Below are 17631 nucleotides of genomic sequence, written 5' to 3'. Positions count from 1 at the left end.
GTGTGCTGTCTCTCGGCGGTGCCTGGCGGTGTGCTGGTGGCACGTGTGGGGTGCCTGGTGGCGCCTGACGGTGCCTGGTGGTGCCTGGTGGTGCCTGGTGGTGCCAGCACCACCATAAGTTCTGACTCCCCACGGATATTCCGATCGCCCGAAGCTCTTGCCATGGCGATCGACACCACCTCATCCGCTCCCGTCCACGAACCGCAACCCCCTCTCGACACCCGGCTGTCGACCCGCGACAAGCTCGTGCTCTTCGTCCTGTGCGCGGCGCAGTTCATGGTCGCGCTCGACTTCTCCGTACTCAACGTCGCCCTGCCCGTCCTCGGCAGGGACCTGGGCATGAGCCAGTCCGCGCTCCAGTGGGCGGTCACCGCGTTCGCGCTGCCCTCCGGCGGCTTCCTGCTCCTCTTCGGCCGCATCGGCGACCTCTACGGCCGTCGCAGGCTGTTCCTGACCGGCCTGGCCCTCTTCGGCACGGCCTCGCTCCTTGCGACCTTCGCCTGGGACCCGGCGTCGTTCCTGGCGGGCCGCGCCCTCCAGGGCCTCGGCGCGGCGGCGATCGTGCCGACCGGCATGTCGCTGCTGACCACGACGTTCCCGGAGGGCCCCGCCCGCGACCGCGCCCTCGGCATCTCCGGCACGCTGCTGTCGCTCGGCTTCACGGTCGGCATGGTCGCGGGCGGCGTACTGACGGACGCGTTCGGCTGGCGTTCCACCATGGGGCTGCTCACCCTCTTCGCGCTGATCGTGCTGCCGCTGGCGCCCGGGCTGCTGCCCGAGTCCCGCACCCCGGACCGCCCGCGGCTGGACATCCCCGGCGCGGTCACCGTCACCGGCGGACTGCTGTCCCTGATCTACGCCCTGTCGACGGCCGCCGAACGCGGCTTCGGCGGCACCGACGTCATCGCGACGCTGGTCGCGGGCGTACTCCTGCTGGCGGCCTTCGTGACCGTCGAGTCCCACGCCGAGGCACCCCTCGTCTCGCTGCCCATGCTGCGCCGCCGCACGGTGGCCTGGGGCAACCTGGGCGGTCTGATCACCTTCTCGATGATGTCGACGGTGGTCTTCGTCCTGACCCTGTACCTCCAGGAGACCCTGGGCCTCTCGGCCTTCGAGACGGGCCTGGTCTTCGGGGTCCAGGGCGTGCTGTCGGCGGTGGCGGGGGCGAACGCCTCCAAGGTCATCGGCCGGCTCGGCGCCCGCCGTACGCTGGTGGTCTCCCTGGCCGGACAGGGCGCGTTCGTGGCCACGCTGGTGGCTCTCGGCGACGGCGGCTGGTCCGTGTGGCTCGCCACCGCCGCGGTGTCCCTGGCCAGCATGTGCCACCTGGGCGCGATCATCTCGTACGGCCTGACGGTCACCTCGGGCGTGCCCGACGACGAACAGGGCCTGGCCACCGGCCTGGTGACGTCGACCCAGCAGGTCGGCATCACCATCGGCATCCCGCTCCTGGGCGTCCTGGCCACCACGTCCTCGGACCTGCTCGCCGGGGTGCACACGGTGCTGGCCCTGGACGCCGTGATCGTCCTGGCGGCGGCGGTACTGATCGCGGTGGGACTGGGCCGGCGGCCCGCGACGGCCCCGGGCGCGGCCTCAGGGGCGGTCGAGGCGGAGGCGGTCGGCTCTCGGTAGGCCCGCGACCACCAGGTCGTACGAGTCCTCGACGAGCTCCCGGACCAGACGGTCCGGGAGCTCGCCGTCCACCGTGACGGTGTTCCAGTGCCGCTTGTTCATGTGGTAGCCGGGGATGATCAGTCCCTCGTACTCGCTCCGCAGCCGCACCGCGTCATCCGGGTCGCACTTCAGATTGACCGTCAGGGGCCGCGCGTCCAGGCGGGTCAGCGCGAAGAGCTTGCCCTGCACCTTGAAGACCGAGGTCTCCGGGGTGAAGGGGAAGTCCTCGACGGTCGCGTTGAAGGACAGGCAGAACGCGCGCAGTTCCTGCGGGGTCATTCCTCCTTCGCCCCCTCCGCCGAGGGTCCGGCCGGGTCGATCGGCTCCACGAGGACCGTCACGATCTTGTTCCGGCGGCCCGCCGACGTCTCCGCGGTCAGGCGGAGTTCACGGCCGTCGGGCAGTTCGACGACCGAGGAGGCACCGGCGATCGGGACCCGCCCGAGCGCCTTGGCGAGCAGTCCACCGACCGTCTCCACGTCCTCGTCGTCGTAGGCCTCGATGCCGTACAGCTCGCCGAGGTCGCCGATGTCGAGGCGGGCGGTGACCCGGTGGCGGTCGTCGCCCAGGTCCTCGACGGGCGGCAGCTCCCGGTCGTACTCGTCGGTGATCTCGCCGACGATCTCCTCCAGGATGTCCTCGATGGTGACGATCCCGGCCGTGCCACCGTACTCGTCGATGACGACCGCGACGTGGTTGCGCTCCTGCTGCATCTCGCGCAGCAGATCGCCCGCGTTCTTGGTGTCGGGCACGAAGGTGGCCGGGCGCATCGCGGTGGACACCAGCTCGGACTCGGCGTCCCGGCTGATGTGCGTCTTGCGGACCAGGTCCTTCAGGTACACCATCCCGACGATGTCGTCCTCGCTCTCGCCCGTGACCGGGATGCGGGAGAACCCGGAGCGCAGGGCCAGGGTCAGCGCCTGGCGGATGGTCTTGTAGCGCTCGATGACCACCAGGTCCGTCCTCGGCACCATGACCTCGCGCACGAGCGTGTCGCCCAGCTCGAAGACCGAGTGCACCATGCGGCGCTCCTCGTCCTCGATGAGGGACTCCTTCTCGGCGAGGTCGACCATCGCACGCAGCTCGGCCTCGGAGGCGAAGGGGCCGCGCCGGAAGCCCTTGCCGGGGGTGAGCGCGTTGCCGATGAGGATGAGCAGGGGCGGGATCGGGCCCATGATCCGGGCCAGCGGGAGCAGCACGTACGCGGCTGCCGTCGCCGTGTTCAGCGGGTGCTGGCGGCCGATGGTGCGCGGGGAGACGCCGACGGCCACGTACGACACGAGGACCATGACGCCGATGGCGACCGCCAGCGCCTGCCAGGTCCGGTCGAACTCCTTCAGGCAGGCGTAGGTGACGAGCGCGGCGGCCGCCATCTCGCACGCCACGCGCACCAGCAGGGCGACATTGAGATAGCGGGTGGGGTCGGCGGCGATCTGCGCGAGCTTCGCGCTGCCGCGCCGCCCGGACCGTACGGCCTCCTCGGCGCGGAAGCTGGAGACGCGCGCGAGGCCCGCCTCCGCGCAGGCGGCGAGCCAGGCGACGACCACGAGGGCGATGGCGCCGATGACGAGCTGGGGGCTCATGACACGGTCGGGGCCGGGGACGGGCCGGTCAGGCCCTTCTCCGCGCGCCAGCCGTCCACGATGGCGGCCTGGAGGCCGAACATCTCGGCCTTCTCGTCCGGCTCCTCGTGGTCGTAACCGAGCAGGTGCAGCACTCCGTGGACGGCCAGGAGCTGGAGCTCCTCGTCCATGGAGTGCTGCGTGGGTGCTTCCTTGCCCTGCCGCTCGGCGACCTCGGGGCAGAGCACGATGTCGCCGAGCAGGCCCTGCGGGGGCTCGTCGTCGTCCTTCATGGGCGGGCGCAGCTCGTCCATCGGGAAGGACATGACATCCGTCGGGCCCGGCAGGTCCATCCACTGGATGTGCAGCTGCTCCATGGCGTCCGCGTCCACGACGATCACCGAGAGCTCGGAGAGCGGGTGGATGCGCATCCGCGCGAGCGCGTAGCGGGCGATGTCGAGGATCGCCTGCTCGTCGACCTCGGTTCCGGATTCGTTGTTGACGTCGATCGACATGGTGCTGGCTTGTCTCCTGCTGCTAAATGTCACAACCCCTTGTGTCCGGCTTTGCCACGGGGCTTGTGGGAGCCGTTCTCGGAGCCGTTCTCGCTGTCGTACTTCTCGTACGCGTCGACGATACGGCCGACCAGCTTGTGCCGGACGACATCGTGCGACGTGAGACGCGAGAAGTGCACGTCGTCGACGCCCTCCAGGATCTCCTGGACCTGCCGCAGACCCGACTTCGTCCCGCTGGGGAGGTCGACCTGCGTCACGTCACCCGTGATCACGATCTTCGAGTCGAAGCCGAGACGGGTGAGGAACATCTTCATCTGCTCGGCGCTCGTGTTCTGCGCCTCGTCCAGGATGATGAAGGCGTCATTGAGAGTACGTCCGCGCATGTAGGCGAGCGGCGCCACCTCGATCGTCCCCGCCGCCATCAGGCGGGGGATCGAGTCCGGGTCGAGCATGTCGTGCAGCGCGTCGTACAGCGGGCGGAGGTAGGGGTCGATCTTCTCGTAGAGCGTGCCGGGCAGGAAGCCGAGCCGCTCTCCCGCCTCCACCGCCGGGCGGGTCAGGATGATGCGGTTGACCTGCTTGGACTGAAGGGCCTGGACCGCCTTGGCCATGGCCAGGTAGGTCTTGCCGGTGCCCGCGGGGCCGATGCCGAAGACGATCGTGTGCTTGTCGATGGCGTCGACGTACCGCTTCTGGTTGAGCGTCTTGGGGCGAATGGTGCGGCCGCGCGAGGACAGGATGTTCTGCGTGAGCACCTCGGCCGGAGTCTCCTGGCCGTCGCCCTCCCCGTTCTCGCTCGCCCTGAGCATGGCGATCGAGCGTTCCACTGCGTCCTCCGTCATCGGCTGCCCCGTGCGGAGCACCAGCATCATCTCGTCGAACAGGCGCTGGACGAGGGCGACTTCACCGGCGTCGCCGACCGCACTGATCTCATTGCCCCGGACGTGGATGTCGGCCGCCGGGAAGGCCTTCTCGATCACGCGCAGGAGGGCGTCGCCGGATCCCAGCACGGTGACCATGGGGTGCTTCGCGGGGACCGTGAAGTGCGCTCGTGCCTGCCCCTGCGCGGGGGTCTGAGCTGTGGGTGTCTGAGTCATGGGCCGGCTCTTGAGGCCTGCGGTTCCTCCTCGTCACGGCCGCGTAGCTGTGAGCGGCCTCGCGTTCCAAGAGTACGACGCGGGAGTGACAGTGCCGTAGGAGTTTTCGGTATGGGCGGGCGCAGGGCATTTCCCCCGGGCCGGTGTGGACAGGCGCGGGGCTTCTCACTCCTGCCGGTGTCGGCCGGCGCCCGCTCACGCCGAGCGGCCGAACCCGATCGTCGGTACCGCCCGCCGCAGCGGCCACGGGCGCGTCACCTCCGGGATCAGCCCCTCCAGGAACGCGTACCGGCGCAGCGCCGTCGGATCCTGGTCGTCGTACGACTGGACCCGGCGCCACCACGCGGCGATCTCGGACCAGCCGGGGGCCGACAGGGAGCCGCCGAACTCCTGTACGGACAGGGCGGCGATCAGGCCGGCGAAGGCCAGGCGGTCGGCCAGCGGCCAGCCGGCGAGCGTGCCGGTGACGAAGCCCGCCACGAAGACGTCGCCGGCGCCCGTGGGGTCCATGGCCTCGACGGCGATCGCCGGAACCTCCGCGGCCTCGCCGGTACGGCGGTCCACGGCGTACGCCCCGTCGGCGCCGAGGGTGACGACGGCCAGCGGTACGTGCTCGGTCAGCGCGTGCGCCGCCGCCCTCGGGCAGTCGGCGCCGGTGTAGCGCATCGCCTCGTCCGCGTTGGGCAGGAACGCCTCGCAGTGTCCGAGGTCGGCGAGCCCCGCCAGGTCCCAGCGGCCGGTGTCGTCCCAGCCGACGTCCGCGAAGATCCGGGTGCCCTCGCTCGCGGCCTGCGCGATCCAGGGGGCCCGGCTGCCCGGCGCGAGGGAGGCGACCGCGGCCCGTGCCCTGGGCGGGCAGTCCGGTGCGGTCTCCTCGGGGGGCGGCTCGTGGCCGTGGGAGACCATCGTGCGCTCGCCCTCGTACGCCATCGAGACGGTCACCGGCGAGTGCCAGCCGGGCACCGTGCGCGACGGGGAGAGGTCGATGCCCTCGCCCTGGGCGAGCGCGTCCCAGCAGTACTCCCCGTAGTGGTCGTCGCCGAAGGCGGCCGCGAGGGAGGTCTTCAGACCGAGGCGGGCCAGCGCGGTCGCCATGTTCGCGACGCCGCCGGGGCTCGACCCCATCCCGCGGGCCCAGGACTCGGTCCCGCGCACGGGGGCGGAGTCCAGCCCGGTGAAGATGATGTCGAGGAAGACCGGGCCCGTGAGGTAGACGTCCCAGGGCGGGTCGCCCGGGGCGCGCACGGCGGCCAGCGGGTCCACGTGGGTCTGGCGGTGCGGTCCCTCTCCGTTGGACGCGATCACGGTGCGCTCCCTGGGGTGGTGCGGATCCAGGCCAGTGTGCACCAAACGCCTCGCGGGGCGGCGCCGGTCACGCCGGTACCGTCCCGCGGGGCGGAGGGGGCGGAGGCCCCCGCCGGTCCCGGGGGACGGGGCCGGGCGGCCGGTTCCGTTGGCCCTCGGGCCCCCGGGCACGGGGTCCGTTGGCCCCCGGGCACCGGCCCACCGGCCCCCGGATCCACGGCCCCCAAGAACCACCGGCCACGGGCCACCGGCAGCCCCTCAGCCCGCAGCCCGCAGCCCGCAGCCCCGTACCAGCGCGGCACCGCAGGCGTGACCCACCCCGGATCGGCCACGCGCATCGCCGCCGCGTCGTCGCGGTCGCGCAGGGAGCCGTCGTCGTCGAGCCAGCGCCGGTGCAGGAACTCCAGCCGGTCCCGGTCGAGTTCGACGCCGAGGCCGGGCGCGTCGGAGACGGCGAGCTTGCCGCCCTCGAAGGTCAGCCGCTCGGTGAGCACGTCCTCCGACTGCCACGGGTAGTGGGAGTCGCAGGCGTGGTGGAGGTTCGGGACGGTCGACGCGACATGGGTCATCGCGGCGAGGGAGATCCCCAGGTGGGTGTTGGAGTGCATGGAGACGCCGACGCCGAACGTCCGGCAGACGGCGGCCAGTTCACGCGTGTTGCGCAGCCCGCCCCAGTAGTGGTGGTCGGAGAGCACCACCTGGACGGCGTCGCGCGTGAACGCCTCCTTGATCTCGGCGAAGGTCGTCACGCACATGTTGGTGGCGAGCGGCACGGACGTACCCGCGGCCACCTCGGCCATCGCCGGGGTCCCGAGCGCCGGGTCCTCCAGATACTCGAGCACGTCTCCGAGCTCCTCAGCGACCTTCAGCGACGTCCGCACGGACCAGGCCCCGTTGGGGTCGAGCCGCAGCGGCTGCCCGGGAAAGGCCTCGGCGAGCGCCCGTACGGCGGCGATCTCCTCCTCGGGCGGAAAGACACCGCCCTTGAGCTTGAAGGACGTGAACCCGTACCGCTCGGTGAACTTCCGTGCCTGCTCGACGACTCCGGCCGGATCGACGGCGGCCCCCCAGTCGTCCTTCTCGCAGGCGACCCCCTCGGGATGGCCGGCCCACTTGTAGAACAGGTACGCGCTGTACTCGACGGCGTCCCGCACCCGGCCGCCGAGCAGCGCGTGCACGGGCAGCCCGAGGGACTTGCCCAGGGCGTCCAGGCAGGCGACCTCGAACCCGGAGACGACGGACAGCCGCAGCTTGTCGGCGGTCTGCACGCCCCGCAGCCCGCCGACGTCGACCTGGTGGTCGACCCGGGCCTGATCGACGGCGACCTCGTCGGCGACGGTGAACAGCCCGTTGAGATCGGACACCTGACGGCCGATCACCTTGTCCGCGAACGGCCGGGCCAGCTCCAGGTACTTGCCGTCGCCGTACGTCTCACCCACTCCGGTGAGCCCGTCCGCGGTCACCACTTCCACGATCAGCCGGGGGGTGTACGGCTGGTGCACGCCCTGGGTGTTGAGGAGGGGCGGGTCGGCGACCAGGATCGGGGTCAGCCGGACTTCGGTGATGGTCAGGTCGCGGGTCACAGGGCGGCTCCTACGAGGTCGAGTCCGGTGCTCAGGAGGGAGGTGAGGTCGGCGAGATCGGCGGCCGAGGGGTCGGTGAGGGGGGCGCGTACGGGCCCCACCGGCCGGCCGCGCAGCCGGGCGGCCGCCTTCACCAGCGACACGCCGTAGCCGGGCACCCGGTCGCGCAGCTCGACGAACGGAACGTAGAACTCACGCAGCAGCTTCTCCACCGCCTTGCCGTGCCCGTCCCGCAGGGCCGCGTGGAAGGCGCCGGCGATCTCGGGGGCGAAGGCGTGCACGGCGGACGAGTAGGCGGGGACGCCGACGGCCGCGTAGGCACGTGCCTGGATCTCGGCGGTGGCAGCCCCGTTGAAGAACAGGAACCCTTCGGGCGCGGCCAGGGTGAGGCGCTGCAACCGGTCGAGATCGCTGTGCCCGTCCTTGAGCCCGACGACCCCCGGAATCCGGGCGATGCGCCGCAGCGACTCGACGCTGTAGGTGACCTGACCACGCTGGTACGCGATGAGCGGCAGCCGGGTCCGCTCCGCCAGCCGCTCCAGCTGCCCGACGAGCCCGTCCTGCGGCGCGGCGACGAGGTAGTGGGGCAGCACGAGCAGGGCATCGGCCCCCGCGTCCTCGGCGATCCGCGCGAACCGGGCGGCCTGGGCCCACCCGTACCCCGTACCGGCGACGACCGGGACCCGCCCCGCGGTCAGCTCGACCGCCGCGGTCACTACCTGCCGGTACTCGTCCTCGTCCAGCGAGAAGAACTCGCCGGTGCCGCAGGCGGGGAAGACGGCGCCGGGTCCAGCGGCGAGCTGCGTCTCCAGGTGCGCGCGGAAGCCGTCGAGGTCGAGGGAGCCGTCGTCGTGGAAGCTCGTCAGCGGGAACGACAGCACCCCGCGGGCCATCCCGCCGCGCAGCCGCTCGACGACGGCCGCCGTACCGGTATCGGTATCGGGACCGGTGCCCGTGCCCGTATCCGTGTCCGTATCCGTGTCCGCGCTCACCCTCACCGCCGTCATCATCTCCGGATCATCTCCGTATGTAGATGTCATCCATATATGGAGATGGAGATTAGATACGCGAACACCGACCGTCAATGGCGCCTCGCCCCCGCGTTTACGATCGCCGCATGCCGGAACCCACGGACGAGCGCGGCGTGCGCGAGGTCAAGTCGGCCGCGCGCACGGTCGACCTGCTGGAACTCCTTGCCGCCCGCGGCGACCGCCCCGCGCGCCTGACGGAACTCGCGGACGAACTCGACGTCCCCCGCAGCTCGATGTACGCACTGCTCCAGACCCTCGTCACCCGGGGCTGGGTCCGCACGGACGTCACGGGTTCCCTGTACGGCATCGGCATCCACGCCCTGCTGACGGGCACGAGCTATCTGGACTCCGACCCGCGCGTCCGCGTCGTACGCCCCTACCTCGACGAGGCCTCGGAGGCGCTCGGCGAGACGATCCACCTGGGACGCCTCGACGGCACCGACGTGGCGTACCTGGCCACGCGCGAGTCGCACGAGTACCTGCGCACGATCAGCCGGGTGGGCCGCCGTCTCCCCGCCCACGTCGGCGCCCTGGGCAAGGCGCTCCTGGCGGAACGCCCCGACGAGGCACTGCCCGAGGGCCCGTACGAGCAGGCCACACCCCACACGCTCACGACCCGCGAGGCCCTCGCCGCCGACCTGGCCCGCACCCGGGCCCGCGGCTACTCCGTCGACCGCGAGGAGGGCGTCCTCGGCATCGTCGGCTTCGGCTTCGCCCTGCGCTACGACACTCCCGCCCAGGACGCGATCAGCTGCTCGGTGCCGGTGGCCCGGCTGACCCCGGCACACGAGGAGCAGATCGTGACGGTGATGCGCGACATCCGGGCGAAGGCGGAGGCGGCGGCCCCGGGCCCGGCAGGGGCACCACGCTGGCGGTGACCGGGACTTCGCCGTCCGGCACCCCGGCCCGGCCCCGGCCGCCCACCAGCCAAAACGGGCGCATTTACCCGGCTACCCCCACCCCAAACGCAATGTGCCCCACATCACACCCCCCGCCCTTCTCCCCCCACCGCGTGCTTGATACAAATTGCCCGCGCGTTCCTGTCCGTCGACGGGCGTCGCCCAACCCCCCTTCTTGAGCCGCTCATTTCGCATGCCCTGGGAACGCCCGTGTCCGCCCGCACCACCACGCCCTGGCCCCTCGTCGCCCTTTTCACGGCCGGGTACCTCGCCGCGTACCTGCTGCCGACCACCGTCGGCAGACTCGACGCCGGTCTCCCCCTCTCCGCCACCCAAGCCGGTTCCATCGGCAGCGCCCTGCTGCTGAGTTCGGCCACCGCCGGCTTCGTCCTCGCCGCCAAGGTGGACCGCTTCCCCGGCGGTCCCCGGCGCCTCGCCCGCGCCGGCCTCCTTCTCGCCGCCGCCGGCTACGGCACCGCCGCCCTCACCCACACCGTCCCCGCGGTCATCGCGGGAGCGGTCCTCGGCGGGCTCGGCTCCGGCACCGCCACCACCGTGGCGGCCACCGGAATCGCCGCCCGGCACGACCCCCACCGCGCCTCCACCCTCGGCCTCCTGAGCGTCTCCGCCCTGGCCGGCGCGCTTTATCTGACGATCCCTCACCTCGGCCCGGGCCACGGCCTCCCGCTCGCCGCGCTCGCCCTCACCGCACTGCTCACCTGGCCCGCCACCCACCGTCTCCCCGCCACCGCACCCACCCCGCACACCGCGCCCCGCGGGACGGGCCGCCTGCCCCACCCCCGTTCGGGCCTGCTGCTCGCCACGGGCATCCTGTTCTGGTCCCTCTCCCAGAACTCCCTGTGGGGTGTCAGCGGCCGCATCGGCCTCACCCAGGCCGGCCTCACCGAGGTCACGGTCGGCGCGGTCTTCGCGGCAGCGCTCGGCGCGGGACTCCTCGGCGTGTCGGCCGCGGGCGCGCTCGGCCCGCGGCTGGGCCGCGCCCTGCCCATCGGCGCCGGCACCGCGCTCATCGCGGTGTGCATCGCCGTCAGCGCCTCCGCCACCGATCTCCGCACCTTCGCGACGGGCGAGATCGCCTGGAACGCGCTCTACCCGGTCGTGCTGTCGTACCTGATCGGCCTGGCCGCCTCGCTCGACCCGCGCGGCCGCTGGGCGGTCCTGGTCGGCTCCGCCTCCTCGCTCGGCACGGCGGCGGGCCCCCTCGCCGGCAGCCTGCTCTCCGCGCGGGCGGGCTACCCCGCCATGGGCGCGATCCTGGCCGTCGGCCTGCTGGTGGTCGCCCTGCCGCTGACCGCCGTGGCCCTGCACACCGGCGGCCGCCCGCTCCTGCCCAGCACGATCCGCCGCCGCGGCGGCGCCCCGGCGCAGCCGGCGGTCCTGGAGATCCCCCTGGACACACCGGCCGTGCCGAACCGGGGCGCGTACGACACAGCAGGGCCCCGGCAGGCAGCAGCCGCACCGGGGCCCGGAGCCTCCTGAGAACGCGCCCCGCTACGGCCGGCCCGGGAAGTCGTACGCCTCGACCTCGGCGAGATACCGCGCCCGCCGCTCCTCGTCGTGCTCCAGGAAGGACGCGACGAACGAGTTGCGGGCCAACTCCCGCATCCGTTCCTGGTCCAGCCCCAGCGCGTCCCGTACAGCGTGGAAGTTGTCCGCGACGTACCCGCCGAAGTACGCGGGGTCGTCGGAGTTGACCGTGCACAGCAGCCCGGCGTCCAGCATCGCGGGCAGCGGGTGTTCCGCGAGGACGTCCACGGCGCGCAGCCGCACGTTCGACAGCGGGCACAGCGTCAGCGGCACCCGCTCCCGGACGAGCCGCTCGACGAGCGCGTCGTCCTCCATGCACCGCAGGCCGTGATCGATCCGCTCGACACCCAGCACGTCCAGCGCCTCGGTGATGTACTCGGGCGGCCCCTCCTCCCCGGCGTGCGCGACGCGGCGCAGACCGAGGGCCGCGGCGGCCTCGTACACCTCGCGGAACTTGGCCGGCGGGTGCCCGACCTCGGCGGAGTCGAGACCGATGCCGATGATCCGGTCGAGGTAGGGCTTCGCGGCCTCCAGCGTCTCGAGCGCCGACTCGGCGGACTCGTCCCGCAGGAAGCACATGATCAGCTGGGTGGAGACCCCGTGGTTCTCGGTACTCCTGCCGAGGGCGCGCCACAGCCCCTCGACGACGGTCCCCATCGCCACCCCCCGGGCGATGTGGGCCTGCGGGTCGAAGAAGATCTCCGCGTGCCGCACGCCCTGCGCGGCGGCCCGCGGGAGATACGCGTTCGCGAGGTCCTCGAAGTCCTGCTCGGTCCGCAGCACGGCCATGAGCTCGTAGTACAGGTTCAGGAACGACTGAAGGTCGTCGAACTGATACGCCTTGCGGAGCTCGTCCGTGTGCGCGTACGGCAGCGGGACACCGTTGCGCGCGGCCAGCGCGAAGGCCAGCTCGGGCTCCAGGGTGCCTTCGATGTGGAGGTGCAGTTCAGCTTTGGGGAGGGGCATCGACGTATCGTACGGGCGTTTTAGTGGCGTTTCGGAACCGGCACTCGCAGCAGATCGTGCGCCACGGTCAGCTCACCCTCGAACCCGCCGGCCCGCGCCTCCCGCTCGAATGCGTCGGGGTCGGAGTAGCGCTGGCTGAAGTGGGTCAGTACGAGATGACGTACCCCCGCGTCCTTCGCCACCCGCCCGGCCTGGCCTGCCGTCAGGTGCCCGTGGTCCTCGGCGAGTTGGTGATCCCCGTCGAGGAACGTCGACTCGATGACGAGCATGTCGCACCCCTCGGCGAGCGCGTGCACGCCCTCACACAGCCGCGTGTCCATGACGAACGCGAACCGCTGCCCGTGCCGGACCTCGCTCACGTCCTCGAGCGAGACGCCCCCGATGGCCCCCTCCCGCTGGATCCTCCCGACGTCGGGCCCCTTGATCCCGTGCGCGGCGAGCCGCTCGGGCAGCATCCGCCGCCCGTCGGGCTCGACGAGCCGGTACCCGAAGGACTCGACGGGGTGGGAGAGCCTGCGGGTCTCGAGCACGTACGCGGGCGTGTCGGCGATCACGCCGTCGGCGGCGACCGGCGCCTCGGTGAGCGCCACGGTCTCCCGGTACGCCGTGGCGTACCGCAGCCGTTCGAAGAACCGCTGCCCGGAGCCCGGATAGTGCGCGGTGATCTCGTGCGGCACCCGGTCGAGGTTGATCCGCTGGATGACCCCGGCGAGCCCCAGCGAATGGTCCCCGTGGAAGTGCGTGACACAGATCCGGTGCAGATCGTGCGCGGCGACCCCCGCGCGCAGCATCTGCCGCTGGGTGCCCTCGCCGGGGTCGAAGAGGATGCCCTCGCCGTCCCAGCGCAGCAGATAGCCGTTGTGGTTGCGATGCCGGGTGGGAACCTGGCTCGCGGTGCCGAGGACCACCAACTCACGTACGGACATGTCGAGTTACCCGGGCGGCCACTGCATGCCGCGCCCGCCGATGACGTGGGCGTGGGCGTGGAAGACGGTCTGTCCGGCGCCGCTGCCGGTGTTGAAGACGACCCGGTAGCTCTCGAGCTTCTCGTCCCGGGCGACCTCGCCGGCCTCGCGGAGCACATCGGCGGCGATCGCCGGTTCGGCGGCGGCGAGGGCGGCGGCGTCGGGGTGGTGCACCTTGGGGATGACCAGCACGTGGGTCGGTGCCTGGGGGTTTATGTCGCGGAAGGCGACGGTGGTCTCCGTCTCCCTCACGAGGGTCGCCGGAATGTGCCCCGCGACGATCTTGCAGAACAGGCAGTCGTCCTGCGGCTCTCCCGCCATGTGCGTGCCTCCCTCGAACCGGATGATCGTTACCTCGGCATCGTATCGAGCGCGGGGGGCGACCACTCCCAAGGGCGGTCACCCCGGCGCCGCGTGCGCTACGACTCCGGCAACGACGGGGCCGTCTTCGCCGGGTTCTCCTCGAGGGCGGCCAGGGCGATCCGGATCGCCTCGTCGAGCTGGACGTCCCGGCCGGCCGCGTGGTCCTGCGGGGTCTGGACGACCTCGACGTCCGGGTCGACGCCGTGGTTCTCCACGCCCCAGCCGTAACCCTCCAGCCAGAACGCGTACTTGGGCTGGGTGACCAGCGTCCCGTCGACCAGCCGGTACCGGCTGTCGATCCCGACCACGCCGCCCCACGTCCGCGTGCCGACCACGGGTCCGATCCCCAGGGCCTTGATCGCCGCGTTGACGATGTCGCCGTCGGATCCGGAGAACTCGTTGGCGACGGCGACGACCGGTCCGCGCGGCGCGTCCTCGGGGTAGCTGTACGGCCGCATCCCGCGCGGCAGGTCCCACCCCACGATCCGGCGCGCCAGCTTCTCGACGACCAGCTGGGAGGTGTGGCCGCCGCGGTTCTCGCGGACGTCCACGACCAGTCCCTGCCGGGCGACTTCGATGCGCAGGTCGCGGTGGAGCTGCGCCCATCCGGAGCCGACCATGTCGGGCACGTGCAGGTACCCGAGCCGTCCGCCGGACTTCTCGTGGACGTACGCCCGCCGGTCGGCGACCCACGCGTGGTACCGCAGCGGCTCCTCGTCCGCGATGGGCACCACGACCGCGTGCCGCGGATCCCCGCCGCCGGACGGCGAGATCGTCAGCTCGACCGGCTTGCCCGCCGTCCCGACGAGCAGCGGCCCCGGCCCGGTCACGGGGTCGACCGGCCGCCCGCCGACGGCGATGACCGCGTCCCCGGCCCGCACCGCGACGCCCGGCGCGGCCAGCGGGGCGCGGGCGTCGGGGTCGGAGGTCTCCGAGGGCAGCACCCGGTCGACGCGCCAGCTCCCGTCCTCGTGCCGGGAGATGTCCGCCCCGAGCAGCCCCTGCTGCCGGTCGCCGGCCCAGCCTCCGCCCGCGGGGGAGACATAGGCGTGCGAGGTGCCGAGCTCGCCCTGTACCTCCCAGAGCAGATCGACCAGGTCGTCGTGTGTCGCGACCCGTTCGAGGACCGGCCGGTAGCGTGCCAGTACGCCCTCCCAGTCGACCCCGGCCAGGTCGGGCCGCCAGAAGTTGTCCCGCATGAGGCGGCCCGCCTCGTCGTACATCTGCCGCCACTCGGCGGCCGGGTCGACGGTCTGCCGTACCCGGGACAGGTCCACCGTGATGTTGGTGTCGCTCTCGTCGTCGTTCGAGGCGCGGCGGTCGCTGGGTACGACCTTGAGCTTGCCGTCGGTCCACAGCAGGACCCGTTTGCCGTCGCCGCTGACCGCGAGGTGGTCGGCGTCCGCGGCGAGGTGCTCGATGCGCTGCTGGGCGAGGTCGTAGCGTTCGAGTTCGGTCTTCGGGTCCGGGTCGTCCGGGGTGGCGCGGGAGGCGCCCAGCACTCCGCGTACCGGGTGGCGCAGCCACAGCACGCCGTCCTTGGCGGCCCGCAGGCCCGAGTAGCGGGCGGCCTCGACGGGGAACGGCACGATGCGGTCGCCGAGCCCGTCCAGGTCGATCCGGGTGCTCGGGGCGCCTTCGCTGTCGGGCGTCTCGTCCTTGTCGGGCGCGTCGAAGGGGCGTCCGTGCCGCTGCGGCCCGAAGGGGGACGGGGTGGTGGCGGCGAGGGTGATCAGATGCGGGCGCGAGCCGCCGACGAAGGCGAGGTCGAAGACGTGCTCGTCGTAGACCGGGTCGAAGGAGCGTGCCGACAGGAAGGCGAGGTGCTTGCCGTCGAGCGTGAACGCGGGCGCGTAGTCCCGGAACCGCAGCGGCGTCGCCTCGGTCACCGACAGGTCGGCGGTGTTGGCGAGCTTGAGCTGGCGCAGCGGTCGCGGACCGGGGTGCGACCAGGCCAGCCACGCCGAGTCGGGTGAGAAGACGAGGCCGGTGACGTCCCCGTCCTCGCTGCGGTCGACCTCCCGCACCTCTCCGGTCTCCTGTTCGACGAGCAGCACCCGCCCGTCGTGCGAGGCGACGGCGGCCCGGCTGCCGTCGGGGGCCATCGCGAGCCCGACGACACGGCCGAGCTGCCCGGCGGCGAGCCGGCGCGGGATGGCGCCGGGCGCGGCACCGGTCGCCGGGGCGAACTCCAGGGCGTCCTCGCCCTCGGCGTCCGTCACCCACACCACGTGCTCCTCGCCGTCCACGCGGAAGGTGCGCGGCAGCCGGGCGCGTACGCCGTGTTCGGCGGCGAGGGCGCGGGCGGGCCCGGAGCGGTGGGTGACCCAGTGGACGGCGCCGCGGACGGAGATCGCGCTGCCGCGTCCGGTGTGGTCGGGCGCGGCGGCCCCGAACCAGCGGGCCGCGCTCACGGGGTGCGGCTGGAGGTCGGCGCGCTGTCCGCCGAGCCGGATGTCGAGGCGTCGCGGCTCGGCCCCGTCGAGGTCGTCGAGGAGCCACAGCTCACCGGCCGAGGAGTAGACGACGCGGGTGCCGTCGGTGGCCGCGTGCCGGGCGTAGAAGCCGTCGATCGGGGTGTGCCGGCGCAGGTCCGAGCCGTCCGCGAGGGAGGAGTACAGCGCCCCGACGCCTTCGTGGTCGGAGAGGAACGCGACGCGCTCTCCCACCCAGGACGGGTACTCGATGTTCCCGTCCAGGTCCGCGTGGAGGCGTACGAACTCGCCGGCCTCTTCCCCCTCGGCGTCCCGGTCGATCCACAGCTTGCCCGCCGTACCGCCGCGGTAGCGCTTCCACCAGGCCGCCTCGCGCCCCATGGGAGCGGACAGCAGGAGGACGCCGGGGCCGCCGTACGAGACGTCGCCGACGGGCCCGTACGGCAGGGTGGTCGCGGGGCCGCCGTCGAGCGGGACGGCGCGGGCCCAGCTGCGGCGCAGTGAGGCCTGCCCGACCGTGCTGATGGCGAGCACCTGTCCCGCTGGGGTCCAGCCGCGCACCTGGGTCCTCGAACTGCCCCAGTGGGTGAGGCGTCGGGCGGGGCCGCCGTCGACCGGGGCGATGTGCACCTCGGGGGCGCCGTCGCGGGTGGAGGTCCAGGCGACGGTCGTGCCGTCGGGGGAGATACGGGGGTGGGTCACCGGAACGTTGTCGGCGCTCACCCGCCAGGCTCTGCCGCCGTCGAGGGGGGCGACCCACACGTCGTCCTCGGCGGTGAAGGCGACCAACTCGCCATGGAGGTGCGGGAACCGGAGATACGCGGGCGATGCGGGCTGTGTCACCCAATCACCCTAAGCAGCGACCGCGCCCTCGGGGAGGGGTTTGGATCACTTGCCCTCATCGGCTCCGCACGTCACTTCCCCTGGACCGGCCAGCAGGTGGGGTCGCCCTGGCACCAGATGGTCCTCGTCACGGTGACGGTGGGGCCCGGCTGTCCGGGGCTCGGCCGGTAGGTGACGGGCGGGGTGTACGTGGGCGTACTGGCGGCGTCGCAGTTGCCGAGGCCGTTCACGTGGAACCACTCCTTGCCGCCGACCGTGGCGGTGAGGTTTCCGCGGACGCACTTGCCGTCGACCGCGCGGGTGACCTTCCCCTTGACGGTGATCTTCTTGCCGTCCGAGGTCTGCCCCCGGCAGTCGACGGTGGCGACGGTGTTCGTGCTCGCGGTCGGCGAGGACGACTTGCCGGGCGTGTAGGCCTTGTTGCCGTTCCCGTACGTGGCCGTGCAGCTGAGCCAGCGGACGTTCACATGCTGCCGTTCGAGTTCCGTCGTCGCGGTCCGGTCGGTCGTGTACGCCACCGCGGCCGTGCTCAGATCGCCGGGCTGGCACGCGACGGCACCGCCCATGGCGACCACCGCGAGTCCGGCCGCCGCGGCCAGCCGGCGCCCGGGCGGGCGCTGCCCGCGCGATCGCCGCCCGCCTGGACGCTGCGTGAGCGGACGCTGCCTGAGTGGACGCCGCCAAATCAGCCTCAATGCCCCCATGGAGGGCAGCCTCCCACCGTCCCGCGCGTCGCGGTAGACCGCATGCGGCCACTCGGGGCGCGCCCACGTCACAATCGAGTCTCGCCCCGCCCCGCCCACCCGTGCCCTCGGGGTCCTTGAGGTGGGCGCCGCGCCTGCGGT

At 72.5% G+C, this 17631-nt stretch carries 14 protein-coding genes and 1 pseudogene; 3 read left to right on the top strand and 12 right to left on the bottom strand.

What is annotated here, in order from left to right:
• Positions 1 to 162 precede the first annotated feature (162 nt).
• On the top strand, positions 163 to 1632 hold the full coding sequence (locus SAVERM_RS28830) for an MFS transporter (protein ID WP_010986989.1): 1470 nt from the start codon (positions 163 to 165) through the stop codon (positions 1630 to 1632).
• Here the strand turns inward: SAVERM_RS28830 and SAVERM_RS28825 are convergent.
• The 7 genes and pseudogenes from SAVERM_RS28825 to SAVERM_RS28795 form a co-directional block, all read right to left on the bottom strand.
• Positions 1594 to 1953: an MmcQ/YjbR family DNA-binding protein gene (locus tag SAVERM_RS28825; RefSeq protein ID WP_010986988.1), complete on the bottom strand. Its 360-nt coding sequence runs from the start codon at positions 1951 to 1953 to the stop codon at positions 1594 to 1596. The genes SAVERM_RS28830 and SAVERM_RS28825 overlap by 39 nt on opposite strands.
• A complete protein-coding gene (locus SAVERM_RS28820) occupies positions 1950 to 3257 on the bottom strand; it encodes a hemolysin family protein (RefSeq protein ID WP_010986987.1) in 1308 nt (435 codons plus the stop codon). The genes SAVERM_RS28825 and SAVERM_RS28820 overlap by 4 nt, the downstream gene beginning before the upstream one ends.
• Complete coding sequence (ybeY, locus tag SAVERM_RS28815; protein WP_010986986.1) at positions 3254 to 3751, bottom strand: rRNA maturation RNase YbeY; 498 nt, start codon at positions 3749 to 3751, stop codon at positions 3254 to 3256. Before ybeY ends, SAVERM_RS28820 begins: the two co-directional genes overlap by 4 nt.
• A gap of 29 nt (positions 3752 to 3780) precedes the next feature.
• Positions 3781 to 4848, bottom strand: coding sequence for a PhoH family protein (locus SAVERM_RS28810; RefSeq protein WP_010986985.1), 1068 nt, complete (start codon positions 4846 to 4848; stop codon positions 3781 to 3783).
• A 195-nt stretch (positions 4849 to 5043) separates the two neighbouring features.
• Positions 5044 to 6153: a carbohydrate kinase family protein gene (locus SAVERM_RS28805; protein WP_010986984.1), complete on the bottom strand. Its 1110-nt coding sequence runs from the start codon at positions 6151 to 6153 to the stop codon at positions 5044 to 5046.
• A 290-nt stretch (positions 6154 to 6443) separates the two neighbouring features.
• Positions 6444 to 7736, bottom strand: a pseudogene (locus SAVERM_RS28800) (glucarate dehydratase family protein); the annotation flags it as partial.
• Complete coding sequence (locus SAVERM_RS28795) at positions 7733 to 8743, bottom strand: 5-dehydro-4-deoxyglucarate dehydratase (protein ID WP_042494556.1); 1011 nt, start codon at positions 8741 to 8743, stop codon at positions 7733 to 7735. The gene SAVERM_RS28795 and the pseudogene SAVERM_RS28800, both read right to left, overlap by 4 nt.
• A 110-nt stretch (positions 8744 to 8853) precedes the next feature.
• On the opposite strand from SAVERM_RS28795, the gene SAVERM_RS28790 reads away from it, so the two are divergent.
• The gene (locus SAVERM_RS28790) at positions 8854 to 9645 is read left to right on the top strand and encodes an IclR family transcriptional regulator (RefSeq protein ID WP_010986981.1); all 792 of its coding nucleotides are present in this window, start codon (positions 8854 to 8856) and stop codon (positions 9643 to 9645) included.
• Between the two features lie 231 nt (positions 9646 to 9876).
• Positions 9877 to 11166 (top strand): MFS transporter, encoded by a 1290-nt coding sequence (locus SAVERM_RS28785; RefSeq protein WP_010986980.1) that lies wholly within the window; start codon positions 9877 to 9879, stop codon positions 11164 to 11166.
• Between the two features lie 12 nt (positions 11167 to 11178).
• Here SAVERM_RS28785 and SAVERM_RS28780 read toward each other — a convergent pair whose 3' ends face one another.
• From SAVERM_RS28780 to SAVERM_RS28760, 5 genes are all read right to left on the bottom strand, one after another.
• Entirely contained in the window at positions 11179 to 12180 is a 1002-nt protein-coding gene (locus SAVERM_RS28780; protein WP_010986979.1) for an adenosine deaminase, read from the bottom strand.
• A gap of 20 nt (positions 12181 to 12200) precedes the next feature.
• On the bottom strand, positions 12201 to 13106 hold the full coding sequence (locus SAVERM_RS28775) for a ribonuclease Z (protein ID WP_010986978.1): 906 nt from the start codon (positions 13104 to 13106) through the stop codon (positions 12201 to 12203).
• 6 nt (positions 13107 to 13112) lie between these two features.
• Positions 13113 to 13466: a histidine triad nucleotide-binding protein gene (locus SAVERM_RS28770; RefSeq protein WP_010986977.1), complete on the bottom strand. Its 354-nt coding sequence runs from the start codon at positions 13464 to 13466 to the stop codon at positions 13113 to 13115.
• A gap of 98 nt (positions 13467 to 13564) precedes the next feature.
• Complete coding sequence (locus SAVERM_RS28765; RefSeq protein WP_010986976.1) at positions 13565 to 16786, bottom strand: S41 family peptidase; 3222 nt, start codon at positions 16784 to 16786, stop codon at positions 13565 to 13567.
• Positions 16787 to 16857: 71 nt separating this feature from the next.
• Positions 16858 to 17490, bottom strand: coding sequence for a hypothetical protein (locus SAVERM_RS28760; protein WP_010986975.1), 633 nt, complete (start codon positions 17488 to 17490; stop codon positions 16858 to 16860).
• Between the last annotated feature and the right edge of the window lie 141 nt (positions 17491 to 17631).

Origin of the sequence: Streptomyces avermitilis MA-4680 = NBRC 14893, from assembly GCF_000009765.2 — a bacterium.
GTDB lineage: Bacteria > Actinomycetota > Actinomycetes > Streptomycetales > Streptomycetaceae > Streptomyces > Streptomyces avermitilis.
This window is presented reverse-complemented; position numbering and strand designations above follow the sequence as displayed.

Coding starts and splice junctions, on each gene's coding strand:
- SAVERM_RS28830 (WP_010986989.1), top strand. CDS start 163: ATGGCGATCGACACCACCTCATCCGCTCCCGTCCACGAACCGCAACCC.
- SAVERM_RS28825 (WP_010986988.1), bottom strand. CDS start 1,953: ATGACCCCGCAGGAACTGCGCGCGTTCTGCCTGTCCTTCAACGCGACC.
- SAVERM_RS28820 (WP_010986987.1), bottom strand. CDS start 3,257: ATGAGCCCCCAGCTCGTCATCGGCGCCATCGCCCTCGTGGTCGTCGCC.
- ybeY (WP_010986986.1), bottom strand. CDS start 3,751: ATGTCGATCGACGTCAACAACGAATCCGGAACCGAGGTCGACGAGCAG.
- SAVERM_RS28810 (WP_010986985.1), bottom strand. CDS start 4,848: ATGACTCAGACACCCACAGCTCAGACCCCCGCGCAGGGGCAGGCACGA.
- SAVERM_RS28795 (WP_042494556.1), bottom strand. CDS start 8,743: ATGACGGCGGTGAGGGTGAGCGCGGACACGGATACGGACACGGATACG.
- SAVERM_RS28790 (WP_010986981.1), top strand. CDS start 8,854: ATGCCGGAACCCACGGACGAGCGCGGCGTGCGCGAGGTCAAGTCGGCC.
- SAVERM_RS28780 (WP_010986979.1), bottom strand. CDS start 12,180: ATGCCCCTCCCCAAAGCTGAACTGCACCTCCACATCGAAGGCACCCTG.
- SAVERM_RS28775 (WP_010986978.1), bottom strand. CDS start 13,106: ATGTCCGTACGTGAGTTGGTGGTCCTCGGCACCGCGAGCCAGGTTCCC.
- SAVERM_RS28770 (WP_010986977.1), bottom strand. CDS start 13,466: ATGGCGGGAGAGCCGCAGGACGACTGCCTGTTCTGCAAGATCGTCGCG.
- SAVERM_RS28760 (WP_010986975.1), bottom strand. CDS start 17,490: ATGGGGGCATTGAGGCTGATTTGGCGGCGTCCACTCAGGCAGCGTCCG.